This window comes from Pseudogracilibacillus sp. SO30301A (assembly GCF_037072025.1).
GTDB lineage: Bacteria > Bacillota > Bacilli > Bacillales > Amphibacillaceae > Pseudogracilibacillus.
The window spans coordinates 41,817-59,789 of the sequence record NZ_JAXHDD010000017.1 but is presented as its reverse complement, the minus strand read 5'-3'; the positions used below and the strand labels follow the sequence as shown (position 1 = coordinate 59,789).

The 17,973-nt window shown below is 34.8% G+C and carries 22 protein-coding genes and 1 pseudogene; 16 read left to right on the top strand and 7 right to left on the bottom strand.

From position 1 onward, the window contains the following. Positions 1 to 908 precede the first annotated feature (908 nt). From erm to SPD89_RS10425, 5 genes and pseudogenes are all read left to right on the top strand, one after another. Positions 909 to 1,769 carry a 23S ribosomal RNA methyltransferase Erm gene (erm, locus tag SPD89_RS10445; protein ID WP_336261888.1) on the top strand — a complete coding sequence of 287 codons (861 nt, stop codon included), beginning with the start codon at positions 909 to 911 and terminating at the stop codon, positions 1,767 to 1,769. Between the two features lie 451 nt (positions 1,770 to 2,220). Continuing rightward, positions 2,221 to 3,082, top strand: a pseudogene (locus tag SPD89_RS10440) (hypothetical protein). A gap of 449 nt (positions 3,083 to 3,531) precedes the next feature. Next, entirely contained in the window at positions 3,532 to 3,768 is a 237-nt protein-coding gene (locus SPD89_RS10435; RefSeq protein ID WP_336261887.1) for a thioredoxin family protein, read from the top strand. Positions 3,769 to 3,938: 170 nt separating this feature from the next. Continuing rightward, a complete protein-coding gene (locus SPD89_RS10430) occupies positions 3,939 to 4,235 on the top strand; it encodes a hypothetical protein (RefSeq protein WP_336261886.1) in 297 nt (98 codons plus the stop codon). 21 nt (positions 4,236 to 4,256) lie between these two features. Further along, entirely contained in the window at positions 4,257 to 4,556 is a 300-nt protein-coding gene (locus SPD89_RS10425; protein WP_336261885.1) for a hypothetical protein, read from the top strand. A 75-nt stretch (positions 4,557 to 4,631) separates the two neighbouring features. Here the strand turns inward: SPD89_RS10425 and SPD89_RS10420 are convergent, their stop codons facing one another. The 4 genes from SPD89_RS10420 to SPD89_RS10405 all read right to left on the bottom strand — a co-directional run bounded on the left by SPD89_RS10420 (position 4,632) and on the right by SPD89_RS10405 (position 6,996). Further along, complete coding sequence (locus tag SPD89_RS10420; RefSeq protein WP_336261884.1) at positions 4,632 to 5,735, bottom strand: MFS transporter; 1,104 nt, start codon at positions 5,733 to 5,735, stop codon at positions 4,632 to 4,634. After that, entirely contained in the window at positions 5,690 to 5,887 is a 198-nt protein-coding gene (locus tag SPD89_RS10415) for a hypothetical protein (RefSeq protein ID WP_336261883.1), read from the bottom strand. Before SPD89_RS10415 ends, SPD89_RS10420 begins: the two co-directional genes overlap by 46 nt. A gap of 101 nt (positions 5,888 to 5,988) precedes the next feature. Next, complete coding sequence (locus tag SPD89_RS10410; RefSeq protein ID WP_336261907.1) at positions 5,989 to 6,537, bottom strand: thioesterase domain-containing protein; 549 nt, start codon at positions 6,535 to 6,537, stop codon at positions 5,989 to 5,991. Between the two features lie 24 nt (positions 6,538 to 6,561). Further along, the gene (locus SPD89_RS10405) at positions 6,562 to 6,996 is read right to left on the bottom strand and encodes a phosphopantetheine-binding protein (RefSeq protein ID WP_336261882.1); all 435 of its coding nucleotides are present in this window, start codon (positions 6,994 to 6,996) and stop codon (positions 6,562 to 6,564) included. Here SPD89_RS10405 and SPD89_RS10400 point away from each other — a divergent pair. Both SPD89_RS10400 and SPD89_RS10395 read left to right on the top strand, forming a co-directional pair. Then, on the top strand, positions 6,940 to 7,254 hold the full coding sequence (locus tag SPD89_RS10400) for a 4'-phosphopantetheinyl transferase family protein (protein WP_336261881.1): 315 nt from the start codon (positions 6,940 to 6,942) through the stop codon (positions 7,252 to 7,254). The genes SPD89_RS10405 and SPD89_RS10400 overlap by 57 nt on opposite strands. Positions 7,255 to 7,555: 301 nt before the next feature. Continuing rightward, entirely contained in the window at positions 7,556 to 7,705 is a 150-nt protein-coding gene (locus tag SPD89_RS10395) for a hypothetical protein (protein ID WP_336261880.1), read from the top strand. 150 nt (positions 7,706 to 7,855) lie between these two features. Here the strand turns inward: SPD89_RS10395 and SPD89_RS10390 are convergent, their stop codons facing one another. Beyond that, positions 7,856 to 8,434, bottom strand: coding sequence for a TetR/AcrR family transcriptional regulator (locus SPD89_RS10390; RefSeq protein WP_336261879.1), 579 nt, complete (start codon positions 8,432 to 8,434; stop codon positions 7,856 to 7,858). 296 nt (positions 8,435 to 8,730) lie between these two features. On the opposite strand from SPD89_RS10390, the gene SPD89_RS10385 reads away from it, so the two are divergent. The 4 genes from SPD89_RS10385 to SPD89_RS10370 all read left to right on the top strand — a co-directional run bounded on the left by SPD89_RS10385 (position 8,731) and on the right by SPD89_RS10370 (position 11,806). Continuing rightward, positions 8,731 to 9,405, top strand: a complete 675-nt coding sequence (locus tag SPD89_RS10385) for an alpha/beta fold hydrolase (RefSeq protein WP_336261878.1) — start codon at positions 8,731 to 8,733, stop codon at positions 9,403 to 9,405. A 103-nt stretch (positions 9,406 to 9,508) separates the two neighbouring features. Then, positions 9,509 to 10,084: a TetR/AcrR family transcriptional regulator gene (locus tag SPD89_RS10380; protein ID WP_336261877.1), complete on the top strand. Its 576-nt coding sequence runs from the start codon at positions 9,509 to 9,511 to the stop codon at positions 10,082 to 10,084. A gap of 57 nt (positions 10,085 to 10,141) precedes the next feature. Further along, a complete protein-coding gene (locus tag SPD89_RS10375; protein ID WP_336261876.1) occupies positions 10,142 to 11,350 on the top strand; it encodes a YhgE/Pip domain-containing protein in 1,209 nt (402 codons plus the stop codon). Between the two features lie 57 nt (positions 11,351 to 11,407). Further along, positions 11,408 to 11,806, top strand: a complete 399-nt coding sequence (locus SPD89_RS10370) for a DNA recombinase (protein ID WP_336261875.1) — start codon at positions 11,408 to 11,410, stop codon at positions 11,804 to 11,806. A gap of 112 nt (positions 11,807 to 11,918) precedes the next feature. Here SPD89_RS10370 and SPD89_RS10365 read toward each other — a convergent pair whose 3' ends face one another. Both SPD89_RS10365 and SPD89_RS10360 read right to left on the bottom strand, forming a co-directional pair. Continuing rightward, entirely contained in the window at positions 11,919 to 13,307 is a 1,389-nt protein-coding gene (locus SPD89_RS10365; RefSeq protein ID WP_336261873.1) for a sensor histidine kinase, read from the bottom strand. A gap of 2 nt (positions 13,308 to 13,309) precedes the next feature. Then, the gene (locus tag SPD89_RS10360; protein ID WP_336261872.1) at positions 13,310 to 14,020 is read right to left on the bottom strand and encodes a response regulator transcription factor; all 711 of its coding nucleotides are present in this window, start codon (positions 14,018 to 14,020) and stop codon (positions 13,310 to 13,312) included. A 161-nt stretch (positions 14,021 to 14,181) separates the two neighbouring features. Here SPD89_RS10360 and SPD89_RS10355 point away from each other — a divergent pair, with 161 nt between their 5' ends. The 5 genes from SPD89_RS10355 (at position 14,182) to SPD89_RS10335 (ending at position 17,910) form a co-directional block, all read left to right on the top strand. Beyond that, positions 14,182 to 15,102: an ABC transporter ATP-binding protein gene (locus SPD89_RS10355; protein WP_336261871.1), complete on the top strand. Its 921-nt coding sequence runs from the start codon at positions 14,182 to 14,184 to the stop codon at positions 15,100 to 15,102. Next, a complete protein-coding gene (locus tag SPD89_RS10350; protein WP_336261870.1) occupies positions 15,099 to 15,854 on the top strand; it encodes an ABC transporter permease in 756 nt (251 codons plus the stop codon). The genes SPD89_RS10355 and SPD89_RS10350 overlap by 4 nt, the downstream gene beginning before the upstream one ends. A 17-nt stretch (positions 15,855 to 15,871) precedes the next feature. Then, positions 15,872 to 16,603, top strand: a complete 732-nt coding sequence (locus SPD89_RS10345; protein ID WP_336261906.1) for an ABC transporter permease — start codon at positions 15,872 to 15,874, stop codon at positions 16,601 to 16,603. Between the two features lie 21 nt (positions 16,604 to 16,624). Next, a complete protein-coding gene (locus tag SPD89_RS10340; RefSeq protein ID WP_336261869.1) occupies positions 16,625 to 16,984 on the top strand; it encodes a YxeA family protein in 360 nt (119 codons plus the stop codon). A gap of 590 nt (positions 16,985 to 17,574) precedes the next feature. After that, on the top strand, positions 17,575 to 17,910 hold the full coding sequence (locus SPD89_RS10335; protein WP_336261868.1) for a MarR family winged helix-turn-helix transcriptional regulator: 336 nt from the start codon (positions 17,575 to 17,577) through the stop codon (positions 17,908 to 17,910). The last annotated feature ends 63 nt before the right edge of the window (positions 17,911 to 17,973 follow it).

The window sequence follows — 17,973 nt, the reverse complement described above, 5'->3', positions numbered from 1 at the left end:
TCCATTTTGGTAGTTAATAAGCTCAAGTCCAATCAAAAACAGAATGGGGGATAAAAAGCATCATATAACAAATTAATCAAATGATTTTTCCAAAAAAAGTAATTTTACTTTTTAGGGAGGATGTTTTTTTGTGTCAAAATTGAGCTTTTCTCCCATTTTCGTATAAAAAGCTGTTACTTCTTGTGGAACAGAAACATATGAACTTTCAGTATATGAAATATGTTCCTTTTATCATCCGTTAATGAATTGGACTTTTACGCTTACCGTAATTGTTACATTTTGTCGGCGCTATTTTCTTGCATTAATTTTGGCTCAATGAACGAGGTACAAGGCGGCAACAGTATTATTCGTGATAATTGGACTAGGTCAACATGCTCTGAAATCGTTCAATAATAAAGTTGATTATATCATCCGTTACATCCACTACTGTGCTTGATATTAACACTCATAACATCAAAAAACGGATTATCATGTGAAAAAATTACAAGTATTTGATTTCTTGTTTTATTTGACTTATTTTAAGGGGAGGTGTAAAGTTTAATTCATATTTTACATTTAGGAGGATTATTAAAAAATGATTTATTTTATCAGACTTCGTTTCCCAGCTTTGAACCAGTAATTAAATACGTTCAAAGGCTCTGTATTGTGTTCACAGAGTAGAGGGGATAAGTCTGTCCTTTTTTAATAATCTTCATTTCATAAAAAAATATGTAATGTATAGAAAGGCAGATTGTTCTGCCTTTCTTTATTTTAGTATAAAATAACTTTTTTTTGTTACACCAAAGACTGGTGTATTTGGTTTCGGCTTTTAACAGCCGCATAATTAAATAAGGATGGGTCTCTTCCCTTTTACTCTCAAATCACAGGCAGATGCTTGTGACTTTTTTATTTTGAAAGGAAGATGAAGCATGACCCAAAAGAAAAATAAGAGAATCAAAAAAGTAAGTCGCAGGAAGTCACTAACCTTTTCTGGACAACATTTGATGCATAATAAGAAACTGATTCAAGAGATTGTAGATCAGGCAAAAATCAGTACACATGATTTAGTTATAGACTTGGGTGCTGGGAAAGGGGCTTTAACATCGTTTTTGAATAAAAAAGCAAAAAAGGTATTTGCTGTGGAATATGATAGTAAATTTGTTGATATTTTAAAAAAAGAATTTATTCATAGTCCAAACGTTAAAGTTATTCATCAAGATATTTTGAAAATTCATCTACCTAAGAAAGCCTTTATTGTTGTTTCTAATATCCCATATGCCATTACAACACCAATACTGAAAATGCTTCTAAATAAACCTTCAAGCGGTTTTCAAAGAGGAGTTATTGTAATGGAAAAGGGTGCGGCAAAAAGATTTACATCGAATTTTGTGAAAGATCCATATGTGATTGCTTGGAGAATGTGGTTTGATATTCGGTATGTTAAAGATATTTCAAGAAAGAATTTTTCTCCACCACCAAGGGTTGATTCCGCTATGATTATAATAAATAGAAAGGTTAAACCGATTGTATCTTATAGAGATTATTTAATTTTTTGGGGATTGGTCGATTATATGTTTAAAAATCCCCAACTCTCTATTGATTTAGCATTTAGGGGTGTATTTACACGACCTCAAATAAAACATTTAAAAAGGAATCTTCGAATAAAGAATGAGGTTTCAGTTGCAACTTTATCAGAACAGCAATGGGGACTTATATTTGAAACTATGGTGAAGCACGTTCCAAAGTTCAGATGGCCGAAGATAAAAAAAATTAAAATAAACCATTTTTAATAGTTAAACAATATAAATGTTAAAAAGGGCTACTTATTTGCTCTTAGAAAACAAAGAAGGTGGGGGAGTCAACTGCTCCACCACCTAATTTAAAAAGGAATTAGTTGTTTAGTCATTCTTATTTACCTCCTAGTGTTCGATAAAATTGTATTAAACTTTTCTAAAATCTAGCCTAAATGAAGCAAATCTCATTCCATAACTACACCATATAATTGAATACCTTATTGTACCTATAATCCAAATATACTTTCTGCAGCTAATACAATTCCTAGTAGTTGATACAACAATGCTCGATCTATCTGATTCCACCTACCATAGATGCTTTACTATGAACTAGACAGATTAATTCAATAACCATCATCGCAATAAAATTATAAAGCTATAACGGAGTGGATTAATATAAAATTGTTTTAGCCACTTAGAACAAAAAGATAAAGTATTTGCTGGGGCTATTAAGCAAGAACTTTCAAGACAACAAGATAAAATAGAACTGATTGCATCAGAGAACTTTGTTAGTCAAGCTGTAATGGAGGCGACAGGGACTGTAGTGAATTTTTCTGGAAAACACTATCATTTCTTTATCCCTCACGGTGTGATCAGATGATCAAGTGCGTAAACTTGCTCATAAACATCGGCATGGCATATCCACAGACAATCGAATTTAAGTTATTTGCTCAAATTTCAGCTGAAGTCGGAGCTATATTTTTTGTGGTTATGGCACATAATGCGGAAATTGTTGCTGCAGGATTGCATCCCAACCCTTTACCGCATGCACACTATGTTACGACGACAACACATAAAACATTGCGTGACCAAGAGGTGGTATCCATCGTGTGTCGTGAATCATGGGCACAAGCAATTGATAAAGCGATATTCCCTAGAATATTGCAGCAAAAGCTGTTGCGCTAGGCGAGGCGTTGCAACCCGATTTCAAAACATATATTGAAAGAGTTCTTGAAAATGCAGAAGTATTGGCAGAGACATTAATAAGTGAAGGACTAAACGTCGTTTCAGGAAGAACAGACAATCATATGGTGTTGCTCGATGTGCGTAGTATTGGATAATGGGAGAAAATGCAGAAACAATGCTCGATGAAGTCGGGATTACGGCAAATATAAACTCCATCCTCACGATTCGACAAGTCCGCTTGTAACAAGTGGAATTCGATTCGAACTCCTGCTATGATGACGAGAGGATTAGGATCTATGGAAATGAAAGAAATAGCCCAACTTATTGTACTTGTATTACAAAATCCAAATTGCTCAAATGTTAAAGAACAAGTTTTAAGAAATGTACATGAAATTACGAATTAGTTTCCTTTATACGAAGGTCTTCAATAATTTGATGCGGTGTAAATTCGGCACGCCATTTTTGAAAAAATACATCATCTTTTATGCCCAACTGGCTTAAGTTCAGCTGGGCATTTTTGTGTTTCTATTTTTTAAAAAAACTTCTTCTATATTTTTTTATTTAAAGGTTATGGTAGGAGAAATTTTCAACTGCCTTTTTTGGTTGAGAAGGGGAGTGATCACATTTAACATGTCTGGTGTAGAAATCGGTCAACTACTCGATATTCCATTTTGTGATTTTTTTGATTGTTAATTAAGACATAACTTCGATAGGAGGTAGAGTATGTTTTTGAAAAAATCAATTGGTTTTACCTATGGATATCATAGGTAAATTGGTATTGTTTACTGTTATCGCACCTTCTATACTTAATTTAAGTAGTAATGATACAAAAAATTATGGGGGAGATGCCTAAATGTCAAAAGCAATATTTTATCATGCGGGTTGTCCAATTTGTGTAGATGCGGAGCAAATGGTTCTTGATTATCTTGACAAATCAAAAATTACTACAGAAGTGGTGCATCTTGGCACAGACAAAAATCGTATTGAAGAGGCAGAAAAGAAGGGTGTGAAATCAGTCCCAGCATTGGCGATCGATAATAATATATATCATATCAACTTTGGTGCAAGTTTAGATGACGTTAAGGGATAAATTCTAAAGAAGGTGCTTTTTGGGCACCTTCCACCTTTTTTAAATAAGGGTAGAACTCGGACTTGGATTAGCTGTTTCTACCTTATAATATAAAAATAAGAAATAGGTACATCGCAAAAAGCTCTAAACAATTAATTCTTGCCATTTTTGTTCAATTCTTGGAGATAGGTTTGTTACCTAATTGTTTTATATATTTAAATAATGGTTTAAACATATATTATCCGCATCTAACTGAGTGGAACAATTGTCTAGCACGGGAAGTGACTATTGAACCAACTTTTGAACACGCTACATCCTACGGAGGAATCTTGCCTCTTCTTGATTATGTAAAGAAAATTCGATTGACTGACCATTTGGAGGATTATCTCAATGTTAGTAAACAAGGTGGAATCTTTCCATTACCTGAAGTTGCGATAGCTCTTATTTTAGGGCGCGTTTTAGGGATAGAAAGAATCTATCATTTTTAAGAAGTCGAGCAGGAAACCCTATTGAAACGCTTTTTTAAGTGGGAGAAATTGCCTGACAATACGACCTATTATAACGACCTACAACGGTTTGAAACTGCCGAAGATGTACATGGCTTAAAGGAAACAAATGAGGAGTTAACTAAACGGGTTTTATCCGAACAAAACCGCGTGATCCTTGATTTTGATTCATCAGTAAATACGGTTATGGAAATCAGGAAGGCGCTGAGGTTGGTTATAATTCGACTAATCCTGGAAAGAAGAGCATGCATCCCCTTTACGTTTTTGAAGGCTCTAGCCGTTTATGCTTATATGCAAAGCTAAGAAACGGAAAGGCCTATACATCTGATGGCATGATCGAAGCCGCAGAAGAAAGTTACTCCTCCCTAAGTTATTAATTTAATTTAAATATAATTTCCTTCCGAATAGAAGTGTTACTAAAAAGATAAGCGAAATTATACTTCCTGAAACAATTAGTAACGTTAAAAGTGTTACTCCTAAATGAAACAACCCTGATACCATCGCATGAGATACAGGAATCAATCCCATTGAAGCGGTCATTAAAAGGCTCATTAGACGACCTACTTTATCAATTTCCACTCTTTCTTGAAGCAAAGTATACATATATATAATCCCGGCTTGATCAAACACATTAGTAATAAAGAAAAGGATGATTGCGGGAATTAACAGCTGAACAAATCCGAGACCGATCACACAGATTCCCACAATGAGGAAAAAAATCATCGACAACATTGCTCTTTTCTTTTTTATTTTAATTAAGGCCGTCAATACGCCGCCAAGTAATGCTCCAAATGCGACCGATGTTTCTAAATAACTTAAATCCATAGCAGTCCCATGAAGTGTTTGATCAACAAAAATAGGTATCGTTACTGCTAATGGACCTACAAAAAATAAGTTGATAATGACAGCAAAAATGATAAACATTTTAATAAAAGAATCTTGTTTAACAACTTGAAGTCCTTCTATAAAATCTTCACGAACAGACCTTGATTCTTTTGCATCCCCACGTTTAATTGGATCATTAACAAAATAAATGAGACTTGCTGCGATTAGCAATAAAATGCTAAGTGTTGAAAAAACTGCTGCAAATGAACCAAATGTTAGTATTAGTCCTGCTAACATTGGTCCGAGAAGTAAAGCAATTTGTTGGGTGCTTAGAATAATTGAGTTAGCTTGAGTTAGTTGCTCTTTTTTTACAATCGTTGGAACTAATGATGTGTTAGCAGGCCAATAAAATGCATCTAAAATCCCAAAAAGTAAAGCGAAAATTAGCAATAGCCAAAAAGGAAGGTATTGTACTAACAAAAAAACGACCATCAAAAAAACCAATAAGCTTCGGATAATATCTGATGTAAATAAAATACGTGTTCTCCGTACCCGATCAGCCAAAACCCCCCCCAATGACATAAAGAACAATCGCGGCAGTGCTGTAACCATTAAAACAATTGATAATGACTCTGCCATACCCAAATGGCGAACCACATACCAAGATTCAGCCAATAAAAAAATGAAGTAGCTAATCCAGTAAAGAGTGTAGCAATCCAAACAAGAAGGAATGATTTCTGTTTGAACAAAGAAGTAGACTCTTCCCCCACTTTCTCTTGTTCTAATTTTAATAATGTTTTCTTGCCCATTTTTTTGGCTACCCCCTCTATATTTATAAACGAGATACTATTGTTTTCACTTCTTTTAGCATTCAGATGGAAATTAGCTCCATCTGAATGCTTAGCCTCTATTAAACTTTTATTGTAAATTTGTTAGCAAGGATATTATTAAGTAACTCTGCATTCTTTTTAAGGTGTGGCTCTATTAACATTTCATAATGTGTTCCACTTCCTTCATACAGACAATAGTCTTTATCATGCTCTTCCCAATGTTTAAAGTTTTCAGTTTCAGCAGTTTTTATAGCTTTCAATTGATGGATCGTAGCATCAACCATTTCAGTACTAAAGCTGTTATTCCAGTAAGTTAAATAGTTTTTAACATTTTCCAACAATTCCTCTTTTAATACATCATCAAAATATTTTTTATATACTTTTTGTGACGTAAAAAAGTCTACAGTAAACTGAGCTTCATTTATAATATCTTGTTCTGTTTCCAACCACTTTTTCATTCGTGCTTGAGCATCTAACATAATAATATCTGAAACAACATAGCCAGACTGTTCCATATATTTCGCAAGTTCAAAAGCTAATGTACCTCCAGCGGAGTAGCCCATAAATATATAAGGACCTTTCTTTTGAATACCTATAATGAGCTCCATATATTTCGCTAGTCGATCTATATGATCAATAAAATCTATACCGTATTATGTATGAGAATCGATATATGATGCGAGCTCGGAAAAGACAGTTCCATATCCAATAATTGGAGTAAAACAAAATATATTCCTACTTGTTACTTTATTCAATACAGTGATTGGCTCTGTTTTAATTGTTTGCAAACTTGTGTGTAAGTAACTTGCCATTTCAGCAATAGTTGGTTTTTGGAAAATAAAACGTAATGGCAGTTGTATATTTATTCTCTCCCGTATTTTACTTACTAATTCTAGAGCTTTTAATGAGTTCCCACCTGATTCAAAGAAAATATTTGTTATGCCAATTCCTTGGATTTTTAGAATTTCTCCCCATATTGTTACTACTTTTTTCTCTATTTTTGTTTTGGGAGCAATATAATCTCCCGTTGGATGATAGAGTTTTTTTCCAAGGATGAATACGTTTTTATTAATAGTAGACCTGACCAAGACAAACTCTCAACATTTTATAAATATTGGACTCTCAAGGAATCATACGTAAAAGCCATCGGAAAAGGTTTATCAATACCATTGAATTCTTTTACAATAGTAAACGATAACAATATATATTTTATAGAAGAAGAGCAAAACTCCAACTATTATTTATATCAACAAAAATTCAATTTTAATTATGCATTAGCAGTATGCACTCAAAAGCATATAGGAGATTTTAAAATAACCTATTTTAAATACAATAATTTAGTTTAATTCACAAAAGTTGAATCTACGTCAATATTCTATTTTATTTAATAGTTACATAAGTATAAAAATCATATTAAAATTTATTAATGCCAGAAAGATTAGATTCAAAGAAATTAATCACCGCTAACAGGTATGACGGTCAGTCATTAATTAGATTATTACATGAATTAATAAAAATAGTCAAGTTTTCTCCTTGACTACTTTGCAGAATATATAGTTTTTCTCTTAATTAACATATTGAAAAGTTGAAATTTATCCATCGTATATCCAACGTCAAAACGGAAGGGAAAAACACCAGGTTCGGACGATGAATCAACAAAGTTTTGGTTATTCCATCAAATCGATCCAGGCACGGATGCGGATGAAGGAAGAAAAGAATACCCAACTCAAATGGAGGAAATACCAAGACCGTTATGAAAAACGTTTAAAACAAAATGGACAACAAATGGCTTGTTAAATTTTTTTTCGACAAACATTCAATCAGCCTATTATTATGAACTTTTAATGTCGACTATTGTCGATAATCCCGTGATTTGTTACTGAACCGAAATTACTAAACTTCTCTACACTGACTGGATCAGTTTAGATGCAATAATCAAGTTTTTCATTAGTTAGAAAGTGACTTACTTAAAATTAGATTAATATTATCAATATAATCATCTATTGAAAGTGTCGAATGATAAATAAAACATTCATGTGCAACATGCTCCACCATTCCTTCAATTAATGATGCAATTATTTCCGTATTCAAATCAGCTCTAAATTCTCCAGATTCTTGACCGCTTTCGATTAAATTTTGTAAGAAATTACAATAAGGTAAACGAATTTCTTTTTCCACTTTCCACTGGTCTGTTTTAAAAGCACTAACTGCATTGAAAACCGGGAAAACATCATTATAGTTTTCCATTACATTAAAAGCGACTTTTATAACTTGAATTAACTCTTCTTGTTTACTATTCTGAGATCCGATAACCTTTTCTGTTTCAAGAAGGATCTTTTCCCGCATTTCTCGAACTAAAGCAATCACTAAATCTAATTTAGAGGGGAAATATAGATAAAATGTTCCTTTCGCAACACCTGCTTTTTGCACTACCTCCGAAACTTTTGTAGCGTCAAATCCCTTTTCTGCTAAAACACTACGTGCAGCAGTTAGAATTTCCATAAAACGTTCAGGTTTACCTACCAATTTTTTAGCCTCCTAAGCATGGTCTTTATCTTTATGAAGTTTATCATAAAAGATATAATATTGAAACCAAGTTTGTATTCATGGGAATACCTCTATCTCATCATTAAAATAGTAAAATAGGACTAATTTAGAAATACCACTTGACTAATTATTTTAAGTAGCTATAATTTGTCTTAGGTAACTGACCGTCAGTCATAAATGTGAATAAGGAGGAGAAAATTCATGGAAGTATTTAAAAAAGGCGGTAATGGTACTCCGGTTGTTTTTATATCTGGATTATTTGCTGGAGATTGGATATGGAAAATACAATTTCATACTTTTCTAGAACAGACTACACTATTATCCAGCAATCAGAAGCACTTGCTGCTTATGGAGGAAAAATTAGTGATTTACGTGAGCAATTATTAGAATTTTTTAATGAATCGATTGATGCTAAGGCAGTTGTTGTAGGTAATTCCATGGGTGGTTTACTGGCGTTAGAATTAGCTGCTTTGATTCCAGAAAAAGTAGAAGCGATAGTTGCAAGTGGAGCTCCTGGAATGGGTAGTATGAATCTTGATATTGGTCCACCTAAAAAAAGTAATAAAGAAGAAAGCAAAGAGTGGTTTCGGGATTTAAAGAAACAATTATTTGTTGATCCAAGCTGCGTTTCTGAACAACAACTTGAAAGTTTATCTGAATTTTTTAGTAATAGACGTAGTTTTTTAAATATGATTCCATTAGCTAAAGAGTCTGATAGATATGACGCTACAACTATTTTACCCAAGATTGAATGTCCAGTATTACTTTTATGGGGCGATCAAGATAAAGTTTCTCCGATTAATCCATGGGAAAATGTCCCCGAGCTTAATTCAAAAATTGAGATTGAAATGATCAAAGATAGTGGTCACAGTCCAATGATAGAAAAACCAAAAGAATATTGGAAATCTATTGAGGGGTTTTTAAAAAGTACAAGAATACAAGCTATGTGATTAAACATAGTAACAGTCGGTCAGTCAGCTTATTATATTTTCTTTACTAACTTAATTTATGGAATTAAAGGATTATTTGTATGAATTCGGAGGGGGGAGCTATTTGAATCTTTCAACAAAAGATAAAATTGTGGAAGCTATGGTAGAACTCGTTCATGAAAAAGGTTATAAAGGAGCAACCACAAGGGAACTTGCTGAAATGGCCGGTGTGAATGAAGTTACTATATTTCGAATTTTTGGTAATAAAAAGGGAATTGTTGATGCAATTATACAGAAATATGCTCTAATTGATTTATTCGAATCAATTTTTCAAGAAAAAGTAGTTTGGGACATTGAAAAAGATTTAAAAATGTTAGTAAGAGAATACCAGACTTTATTAGAACAAAAGAGAACAGTTATTTTGCTTAGCTTAAAAGAAGCAGGGCAATTTGCGGAACTGGATGAATTATTAAAACGAATTCCTCAAAGATATACTGAAATTTTAACGGATTATTTTACTAAAATGATGAAAAAAGAAAAAATGAATAAAGTTGACTCTTATGTCATAGCAACTAACTTTTTATTTATTAATTTTGGTTATTTTTTAATGAAAACAAAAATTAACACTGAAGCAGTAGAATTATCAATTGATGATTTTATTAATAAAAACATCAATTCCTTTATAAAAATGCTTCAGTAATTTTTTAAACAATATGAAAGTATGTACTCACTTTAACTGTATGAGGAGGAATTAAAAATGAAAGTTCTTCAAAGTTTTTTAAAAGAAAAAGAGACCCTATTAGGCATTGCTGCTGCAATTGCTTTTCAACTTATTTTCGTTATTGTCTGGTTAACCGGTTATGATGGTGTTTATGATCGAACAGATCAATTTTCCATTGGTATTGTAAATAATGATTCAGAACTCGGGGAAGAAATTGTAACGGAATTAAATGATAGAGATTTATTTCAAATAACAGTTTATGAGAAATTAAGTGAAGCAAAAGAGGAGTTAGATGAGCGTAACGTGAATATGCTTATTCACCTTCCAGACAATATGATGGAACAACTTCAAAACAGTGAAACGGTATCAATAAATTATTTTATTAACCAATCTGCCCCTACATTAACGAAACAAATGATGGAAACGGCAGCTAATACGTTAAATAATGAACTTAATCAACAAGTTCGAGAAAATATTAATGCTCAAATAGCGGATAAAATTCCACCATTGATAGCAGCAGAAGCTCCAAATGAAGAAATGGAAGCAATTATCAGGGAGGTAGCGAGTCAAGTAGTAGATTTGGTACAGGAAAATACGCAAGTGAATCCTTTGAACGCTAATATAGAAAAAACAAATGACAAAGAGGGATTTGCTATTACTATGGTTCCACTGTTAATTGTATTGGCATCTTATATCAGTGCTATGTTAATTAGTCAGTATTTACAGATTACAAATGGAAAATTAAAACAGGCGCATGGGCGGTTTTCCCTTTTCTTTGGCAGACAAATTATTAATATTCTACTAGCTCTTGGTATTTCACTATTAACCGTTTGTCTCATGTACCTATTTAATATTGATCTAGATTATAGTTTTATCTCTTTATGGGGATTCCAAGCAATATTGCTTTTTAGCTTTTTAGCTATCTCCCAACTTTTCGTAATGTTATTTGGAAACCCTGGAATGATTTTTAATATTGCGTTAACTGCAACACAATTGGTCAGTTCGGGGGCTATTGTACCCCGTGAATTATTACCATCCTTTTACTTTGAACTCGGAAAGTTACTACCTGCAACGTATGGAGTAAACAGCTATTTCAGTTTAATTTATGGTGGAGGAAATCTTGGTTCTGACTTAAAACATTTGACCATTATTATTGGTGTTTTGTTAGCTCTTGCTTTTACCATACAAATTATATTTTCTATAATAGACCGATTCAAAAATCAAAAAGCAACAATAAATAGTTAATCCCCCTACCCTTACAAAATTTATTTTTATTAGTAGAAGGAATCTAAACACATTCTTTTGGCTAAAAAAGAACCCTTCCTCTCAACCTTGCAGAAAAATATTGCTACTATATTTAATGAAGAAAATGATAATGCCACCGATGGTATTGATGGCAAATTGGAAGAATTACAACAACAGCTTCTTATCCAAGCAAAGTCTAAAAATGGCTATGAAGATGTGGCAGATGAAATTTGCCGCCTTCGAGAATTGAAGCAAAATGCACTGGTTGAGAATGCAGATCGTGAAGGAAAAAGGCAACGAATCACTGAAATGACTGACTTCTTGAATGAACAATCCTGCGAGTTGGAGGAATATGATGAGCAGTTAGTAAGGCGTCTTATTGAAAAGGTTACGGTGTTTGATGATAAGCTCACTGTTGAATTCAAGTCTGGGATTGAGATAGATATAGAATTATAAAATGAATTTAACCGCCGATTCAGGAGAAGTAACTTAAATCGGCGGTTTTCTAATTCTAAAAATTGATTTAAACTTTAGTGAATTAAATGATATTATCAAACTTCAACTTTTCTTAATCGGACATTATTGAGGGCAATACAATTTCTACTCTAAATCCTTTTCCAATATCACTATATAAAAACAAATGTCCTTGGTGTGCCTTGGCAATTCTTGCAACCATTGGTAACCCTAATCCGTGCCCGTTTTTGCGAGGATGTTTTCTTTTGGATGAAAATGGCAACTCCAGTAGGTCAGGAAGCTCATTTTGAGAAATTCCCTTCCCGTTATCAGCTATGATAAAACTACAGGTGTTATTACCTTCATTAAAGGATGTTAGCAGCCGTATCTGGCACCCGTCAGGATTATGGTTAATACTGTTTTGTATCAAGTTAGTAATAGCACGTGTCAATAATCGTTCATCTCCGTTGACTTGAGCGTTTTCATCTAAAGTCTCTATTTCTAGCGTAAAACGTTCATCTAATCCATTATTTAAAAATTCGGATGCTATTTGTCTAGCTAATGCTGATAATCGAATTGTCTTTTTATCAAGGGGCTGCATTTCATATTCTAGCATTGAAACAAGGTTTAAGTCATTTACAAGAGATCTCAGTTTTTCTGCTTGCTGCCGTATAATACCTGCTTGTTGCCTTTGTTCTGTTGGTATATTGCTATTTTCCTCCAAATCACTTGCATAGCCAAGTACCATAGAAAGAGGGGTTCGAATATCGTGTGAGATACCAGCAATCCAGTTGGAACGGGCTTCATCTCTGCTCTTTAAACTCTCGCTTTTTTGTTGTAATAAAGTTGAAGCGCGGTTCACACTTTGTGCAAGATTGGCTAAAACTCCTTTTGGCTCTATATATACCCCTCTATCCTCAGAAAGACCTTGTATGGCTTGAGTTAGTGGGCGGATGGAGCGAATCAATCTAGAGCCGATGAAAAGCGACAAAAGTAATGCCAATGCAATATTTCCAACGAGCAAGGAAGCTACTTTTAGTGGCAAGGAGGAAACCCAACTTATTGGAAGGATGTACTGATACTTTGCCAAACTATCTTTGGGATATCCAACAACTACCAGTCCTTCATCGTGCTCCCATACAAAAACGGGATAATCCATCAAGTAGTTTCTAGTAAATTTAGCTACATCTGCTAAAGAATATGTTTCGGGGAGTTCATCGGGGAGCATATAATTCCACACTACGTGTCCTGTATCGTCAACCAGCATTGCCCATGCGTGATTCTGATTTAGCATATCTGCTGTGGAAGAATCCAGAGAATAAGCATTGGACGATGGATGCAGACCCTCCGCTACGTTTTGAACAATAGCACTTGGAGATTGACCTTTATTCATACCTTTAAATACCCAGACACCTAACAACATATAATTTAAAATTAGCAGCAAGATGGAAATTATCATGGTTGCACTAATAAAGCGCCTTAAGATTCGTACCGTGCCCTCCATATTCACCCCTCCTTGACCATCAACTTGTATCCTAATCCTCTGACAGTCAGTAAATATTCCGGGATGGATGGGTTATCTTCTATCTTTTCACGGATACGGCGGATATGCACCATAAGTGTGTTTTCATAGCCATAATAATCATCACCCCATGCGGTTTGACAGAGGGCATCACTGGTTACGATTCGGTTCCGATTTTCATAAAGCTTAAACAGCAATGCATGTTCTTTTGCTGTCAAAGAGTATTCCATGCTGTCATCACGAACAATACCACCTTCAAGATCAATAATGCGTCCCCCTAATTGGAAGACAGGGCGTTTTTCCTGTTTTGGGGGTAAATAAACTCGTCTGAGGATTGCCATTAGCCGGAGAGTTAGTTCCCGTGGCAAAAACGGTTTTACAATGTAGTCATCCGCACCAAGCCCAAGCCCTAATAAACGATCCTCATCCTCACCTCTTGCTGATAAAAAAAGTACGGGCATATCTGAAATTTGACGCAAGGATGACAAAAGGGCGAAACCATCCCCATCTGGCAACATAACGTCCAAAATCGCAATATCAGGTTTTGTAGACATACAAACATCCAATGTCTCTGCACAATTGGAGGCTTGATGAATGCGCGTAAATCCCTCTTTACGTAAGAAACCATCTATCATATTCCTTATTTCACGCTCATCATCTACGATGAGAATTTTTTTGTTCTTTAAATCATCCATGTAAAATCACCCACTATAATTATACTACTTTTTATTTAATTTCAACCTAATAATATTCCTGTTTATATGATTTAAGGTTGCCGTAAGGTTATTGTCAGTTTGAAGAAAGGTTGCCTTGTTATGCTTTAACCTAAGAACACTACTTAAACAGATTGGAGAAAATGAATATGAATCAAATTATTTCTACGCATAATCTTTCAAAACGATATGGCGATACCTATCGAGTGAAAAGTGTAAATTTAACAGTAAATGAAGGAGATATTTATGGTTTTCTTGGTCCTAACGGGGCAGGAAAATCTACTACATTAAAAATGATTTTAGGATTAGCCCGACCTACTGATGGTAAAGTAACAGTCTTTGGAAAGGATTTAGGAGCAAACCGTCGTCTTATTTTAAACCAAACCGGATCTCTTATAGAATCTCCATCCTACTATGGACATCTCACGGGGCTAGAAAATATGCGTGTTATTCAGAGACTGCGGGATGTGCCGGATAAGAATGTAACAGAAGCACTGAAAATTGTTCGTTTGGAAAAACAAAAAGATAAAAAAGTAGGGCAATATTCCTTGGGCATGAAACAGCGCTTGGGTATTGCTATGGCACTCTTGTCTTTTCCAAAGCTTTTAGTTCTGGATGAGCCTACAAATGGTCTTGACCCTGCCGGTATCGGTGAAATCCGAGAACTAATTAAATCTTTGCCGCAGCGTTATGAAATGACAGTGCTGATTTCAAGTCATCTGCTTTCAGAAATTGAACAGATGGCAACCTCGGTCGGCATTATCAACGATGGAATAATGATGTTTCAAGGCAGTATGGAAGTTTTGAAGAACAAAAACCGTCCAACTATTATGGTAAAGACACAGAACAATAAGCTGGCACAGGAACTGCTTTTTCAAAAGGGGTTCTCTCCCACACAGCATGGAGACTTTTTGGTGTTTGAAAGCCTGACGGATGGGCAAGTAGCACAGGCAAATAGAAACTTAGTTTCAGCTAATATTGATGTGTTGCGCATTGAAGAACACAAGAAGAATCTGGAGAGTATTTTTCTGGATATTACAGGAAAGGAGCGTAACTTGTTATGAAAGCTATTAGCCTTGAACTGTACAAATTGCGCCATAAGCATCTGTTTTTGATGGTCACACTATTTTTAACCGTGGAAATCGCCTGGGCATTCATGGCAACCAGTATGTCGATTTCCCACAATCCAGATAATGCCGGATGGGAACCGCTTATTGCGATGTTGTCCTCTATGAATGGCCTGTTTTTACCTATTCTTACAGCTATATGCGTATCCCGCATCTGTGACATGGAGCATAAAGGAAACACATGGAAGCTATTGTTAACAGTTTCTATTAGGCGGAGTACGCTTTATGCGGCAAAATATATTTCTACATCTATTATCATGTTGGTAGCATGTTTACTGCAAGTCCTTGCCATCACAGCATTTGGAATTGTCAATGGTTTTGAGCAACCTGTACCATTACTTCTACTGATTCGATTCTTTATAGGGACAGTTTTAACCAATATGATCATTATAGCATTACAGCAATGGGTATCGATGGCAGTAAAAAACCAGGCTTTCGCACTATCTCTCGGCATGGTAGGTGGATTCATTGGCATGGCAGCGGATTTACTTCCGTTAGGAGTTCAAAGAATCTTTGTATGGTCATACTACACTGGTTTAAGCCCTATTACACAAAGCTATACAAATGAAAAAATGCAGTTTATTGTACGAGATTTGAATTCATTACTGCCTATGATGGTGGTGCTGATTGCGGCAGGAATTGGCATCTATCTGGCTGGATGCGTTCATGTATCAAGGCAAGAGGTATAAGGAGGGATGATGTGATTATGTTAAGACGATGTATTTCTGCCGAATGGGTGAAGTTACGTCATTCTCATATATGGATGATACTAGTGATTCTCCCCGTTATAAGCGTATTGATTGGCAGTGCTAACTTTTACATGAATCAAGGTGTATTAAAAAAAGAGTGGTACAGCCTATGGTCGCAAGTTGGTTTGTTTTACGGAGAATTTTTCTTTCCGATTCTTATAGCTATTCTTTGTGCGTATATGTGGAGACTGGAACATCTTAATAAAAACTGGAATATGATTATGACCGCACCCGTATCAGCGACTAGTATCTTTCTAGCTAAATTGATAGTAATCGGTGTGATGTTGATTTTTGTTCAGATATTCTTTTTTATATTGTATTTTTTAGGTGGGAAATTGGCAGGTATAACCTCTGATCTTCCTGGAGAACTAACTGGATGGCTACTTCGAGGTTGGATAGCCGCCCTTACAATCAGCGCCCTGCAATTAGCACTATCCATGCGTATCCGCAGTTTCGCAGCTCCTATTGGTATTGGTTTGTGTGCTGTTTTCTTTGGTCTTGGTATGTATGTCACACATTTGGGAATGTTTTTTCCACATTCATTGTTAACTATTGGGATGGGGGTACTCACTCAAACAAGCCTTTCATCTGGGGAGAGTATTTTATTTATCATAATGAATCTGGTATACATTGTGGTTATTAGTACAGTTGCAATACATCGGATGCGTAAATCTGATGTAGTAGCTTAAAACGTAAAAAGGAGTATTTTCATGAAAACTACAACAAAATTATTAGTTTCAGGTTTAATTATTATTATTTTAGTGGCGTTTTCAGTTTTCCTTTTTAATCATGATCAGCTTACACCGAAAAACCCAGAAGGGAAGACTGTATATTACACCATGATAGTCAATGATGACATAAAATCAAATAGTCAAAAACGGTATGAATATACATTAGATGCTTATAATGAGAAGGGTGAAAAGGAACCTCTTACTTTTACCAGTAGCAAGCAACTACGAGAGGGTGCATATTTAGAGTTGTATGTTGCATCGTTTCGTGGGGTTACCTATTGGCAGGAGATTCAGTTAAATGACTTGCCTGACCAAGTCAAGGATATCTATTCAAAATAAAAGCTAAAATACACTATAGAGGAAAATCTATGTGAGGTATGTTTTTTCTATAAATGATCTAAGATAGAAGGGTAAGCTTGCAATCTTAAATGTAAGCACCAATTACGGCAACCTAAGCCAAAAATCTATTGATATGTTCCCGTCTACCGATAGTGTAAAAAACGCAATGGATATGTTTCCGAGAACGGACATACTCAAATGACATTCATTCTGTCCTCTCGTGCCATGTGGAATTGGTAGCATACTTGGAAAAAGAATAAAAATTTTTGTTATGAATGAACAAGCAAGCTAGAAAGTCGTATTTTGGACTACTAGCTTTTCTTTATTTTAATATTGATTATAAGATTTAAGCCTATAGACAGGTAGGGGAGCCAGTCTCTCACCCCTGTTTTGACTTCTTGCTGAATTGAGTCTATAAAGAAAACATATTACTATGATACAAACAATGGTTTAAAAAATAGTTGCTTTTATATAGTATATATGAATAATGAAAATTTCTTTTTTACAAATCAAAGTGAGCGTATCGGTAAACTGACTTTACAACTGCAACGTTTGAACGAAACCTAAGGATGTTTGGGGATGCTGGAACATTGACGCCAAGTGAGCTCCATACAGCTGATGCGATAGGATTAGCTGGAGCTGTGCGCATGGGTCAGCTAGCAGAAAGATTGGGGATAACGAAGGGTGCAGTGACGCAATTAATTGACCGATTAGAAAAAAAAGAGCTCGTTTCGAGAACTTCTCATCCGTCCGATTCTCGTGCTGTACTTATCTCATTAACTAAGAAAGGAGAACTAGCTTTTCAAGCACATGAAGCGGTGCATCAGCAATTTTTTCAAAAGCTTAGCAAAGAGTTAGATAATAAAGAAATTGCTATCTTTGAAAAAGGCTTAAAAATCTGGTTCAGTAACAAATCGCGGGATTGACGACGTTATTCGACATAAAAACTTCATAATAACTGGTTGATCTAATCTTTGTCGAAAAGACTT

What these genes read in the sequence shown, in the direction of transcription:
- SPD89_RS10350 (WP_336261870.1), top strand. Translation starts at nt 15,099, where the DNA reads ATGAAAGCTATTAGCCTTGAACTGTACAAATTGCGCCATAAGCATCTG.
- erm (WP_336261888.1), top strand. Translation starts at nt 909, where the DNA reads ATGACCCAAAAGAAAAATAAGAGAATCAAAAAAGTAAGTCGCAGGAAG.
- SPD89_RS10345 (WP_336261906.1), top strand. Translation starts at nt 15,872, where the DNA reads ATGTTAAGACGATGTATTTCTGCCGAATGGGTGAAGTTACGTCATTCT.
- SPD89_RS10355 (WP_336261871.1), top strand. Translation starts at nt 14,182, where the DNA reads ATGAATATGAATCAAATTATTTCTACGCATAATCTTTCAAAACGATAT.
- SPD89_RS10385 (WP_336261878.1), top strand. Translation starts at nt 8,731, where the DNA reads ATGGAAAATACAATTTCATACTTTTCTAGAACAGACTACACTATTATC.
- SPD89_RS10365 (WP_336261873.1), bottom strand. Translation starts at nt 13,307, where the DNA reads ATGGAGGGCACGGTACGAATCTTAAGGCGCTTTATTAGTGCAACCATG.
- SPD89_RS10400 (WP_336261881.1), top strand. Translation starts at nt 6,940, where the DNA reads ATGATAGAGTTTTTTTCCAAGGATGAATACGTTTTTATTAATAGTAGA.
- SPD89_RS10435 (WP_336261887.1), top strand. Translation starts at nt 3,532, where the DNA reads ATGTCAAAAGCAATATTTTATCATGCGGGTTGTCCAATTTGTGTAGAT.
- SPD89_RS10415 (WP_336261883.1), bottom strand. Translation starts at nt 5,887, where the DNA reads ATGGGCAAGAAAACATTATTAAAATTAGAACAAGAGAAAGTGGGGGAA.
- SPD89_RS10375 (WP_336261876.1), top strand. Translation starts at nt 10,142, where the DNA reads ATGAAAGTTCTTCAAAGTTTTTTAAAAGAAAAAGAGACCCTATTAGGC.
- SPD89_RS10360 (WP_336261872.1), bottom strand. Translation starts at nt 14,020, where the DNA reads ATGGATGATTTAAAGAACAAAAAAATTCTCATCGTAGATGATGAGCGT.
- SPD89_RS10395 (WP_336261880.1), top strand. Translation starts at nt 7,556, where the DNA reads ATGAATCAACAAAGTTTTGGTTATTCCATCAAATCGATCCAGGCACGG.
- SPD89_RS10340 (WP_336261869.1), top strand. Translation starts at nt 16,625, where the DNA reads ATGAAAACTACAACAAAATTATTAGTTTCAGGTTTAATTATTATTATT.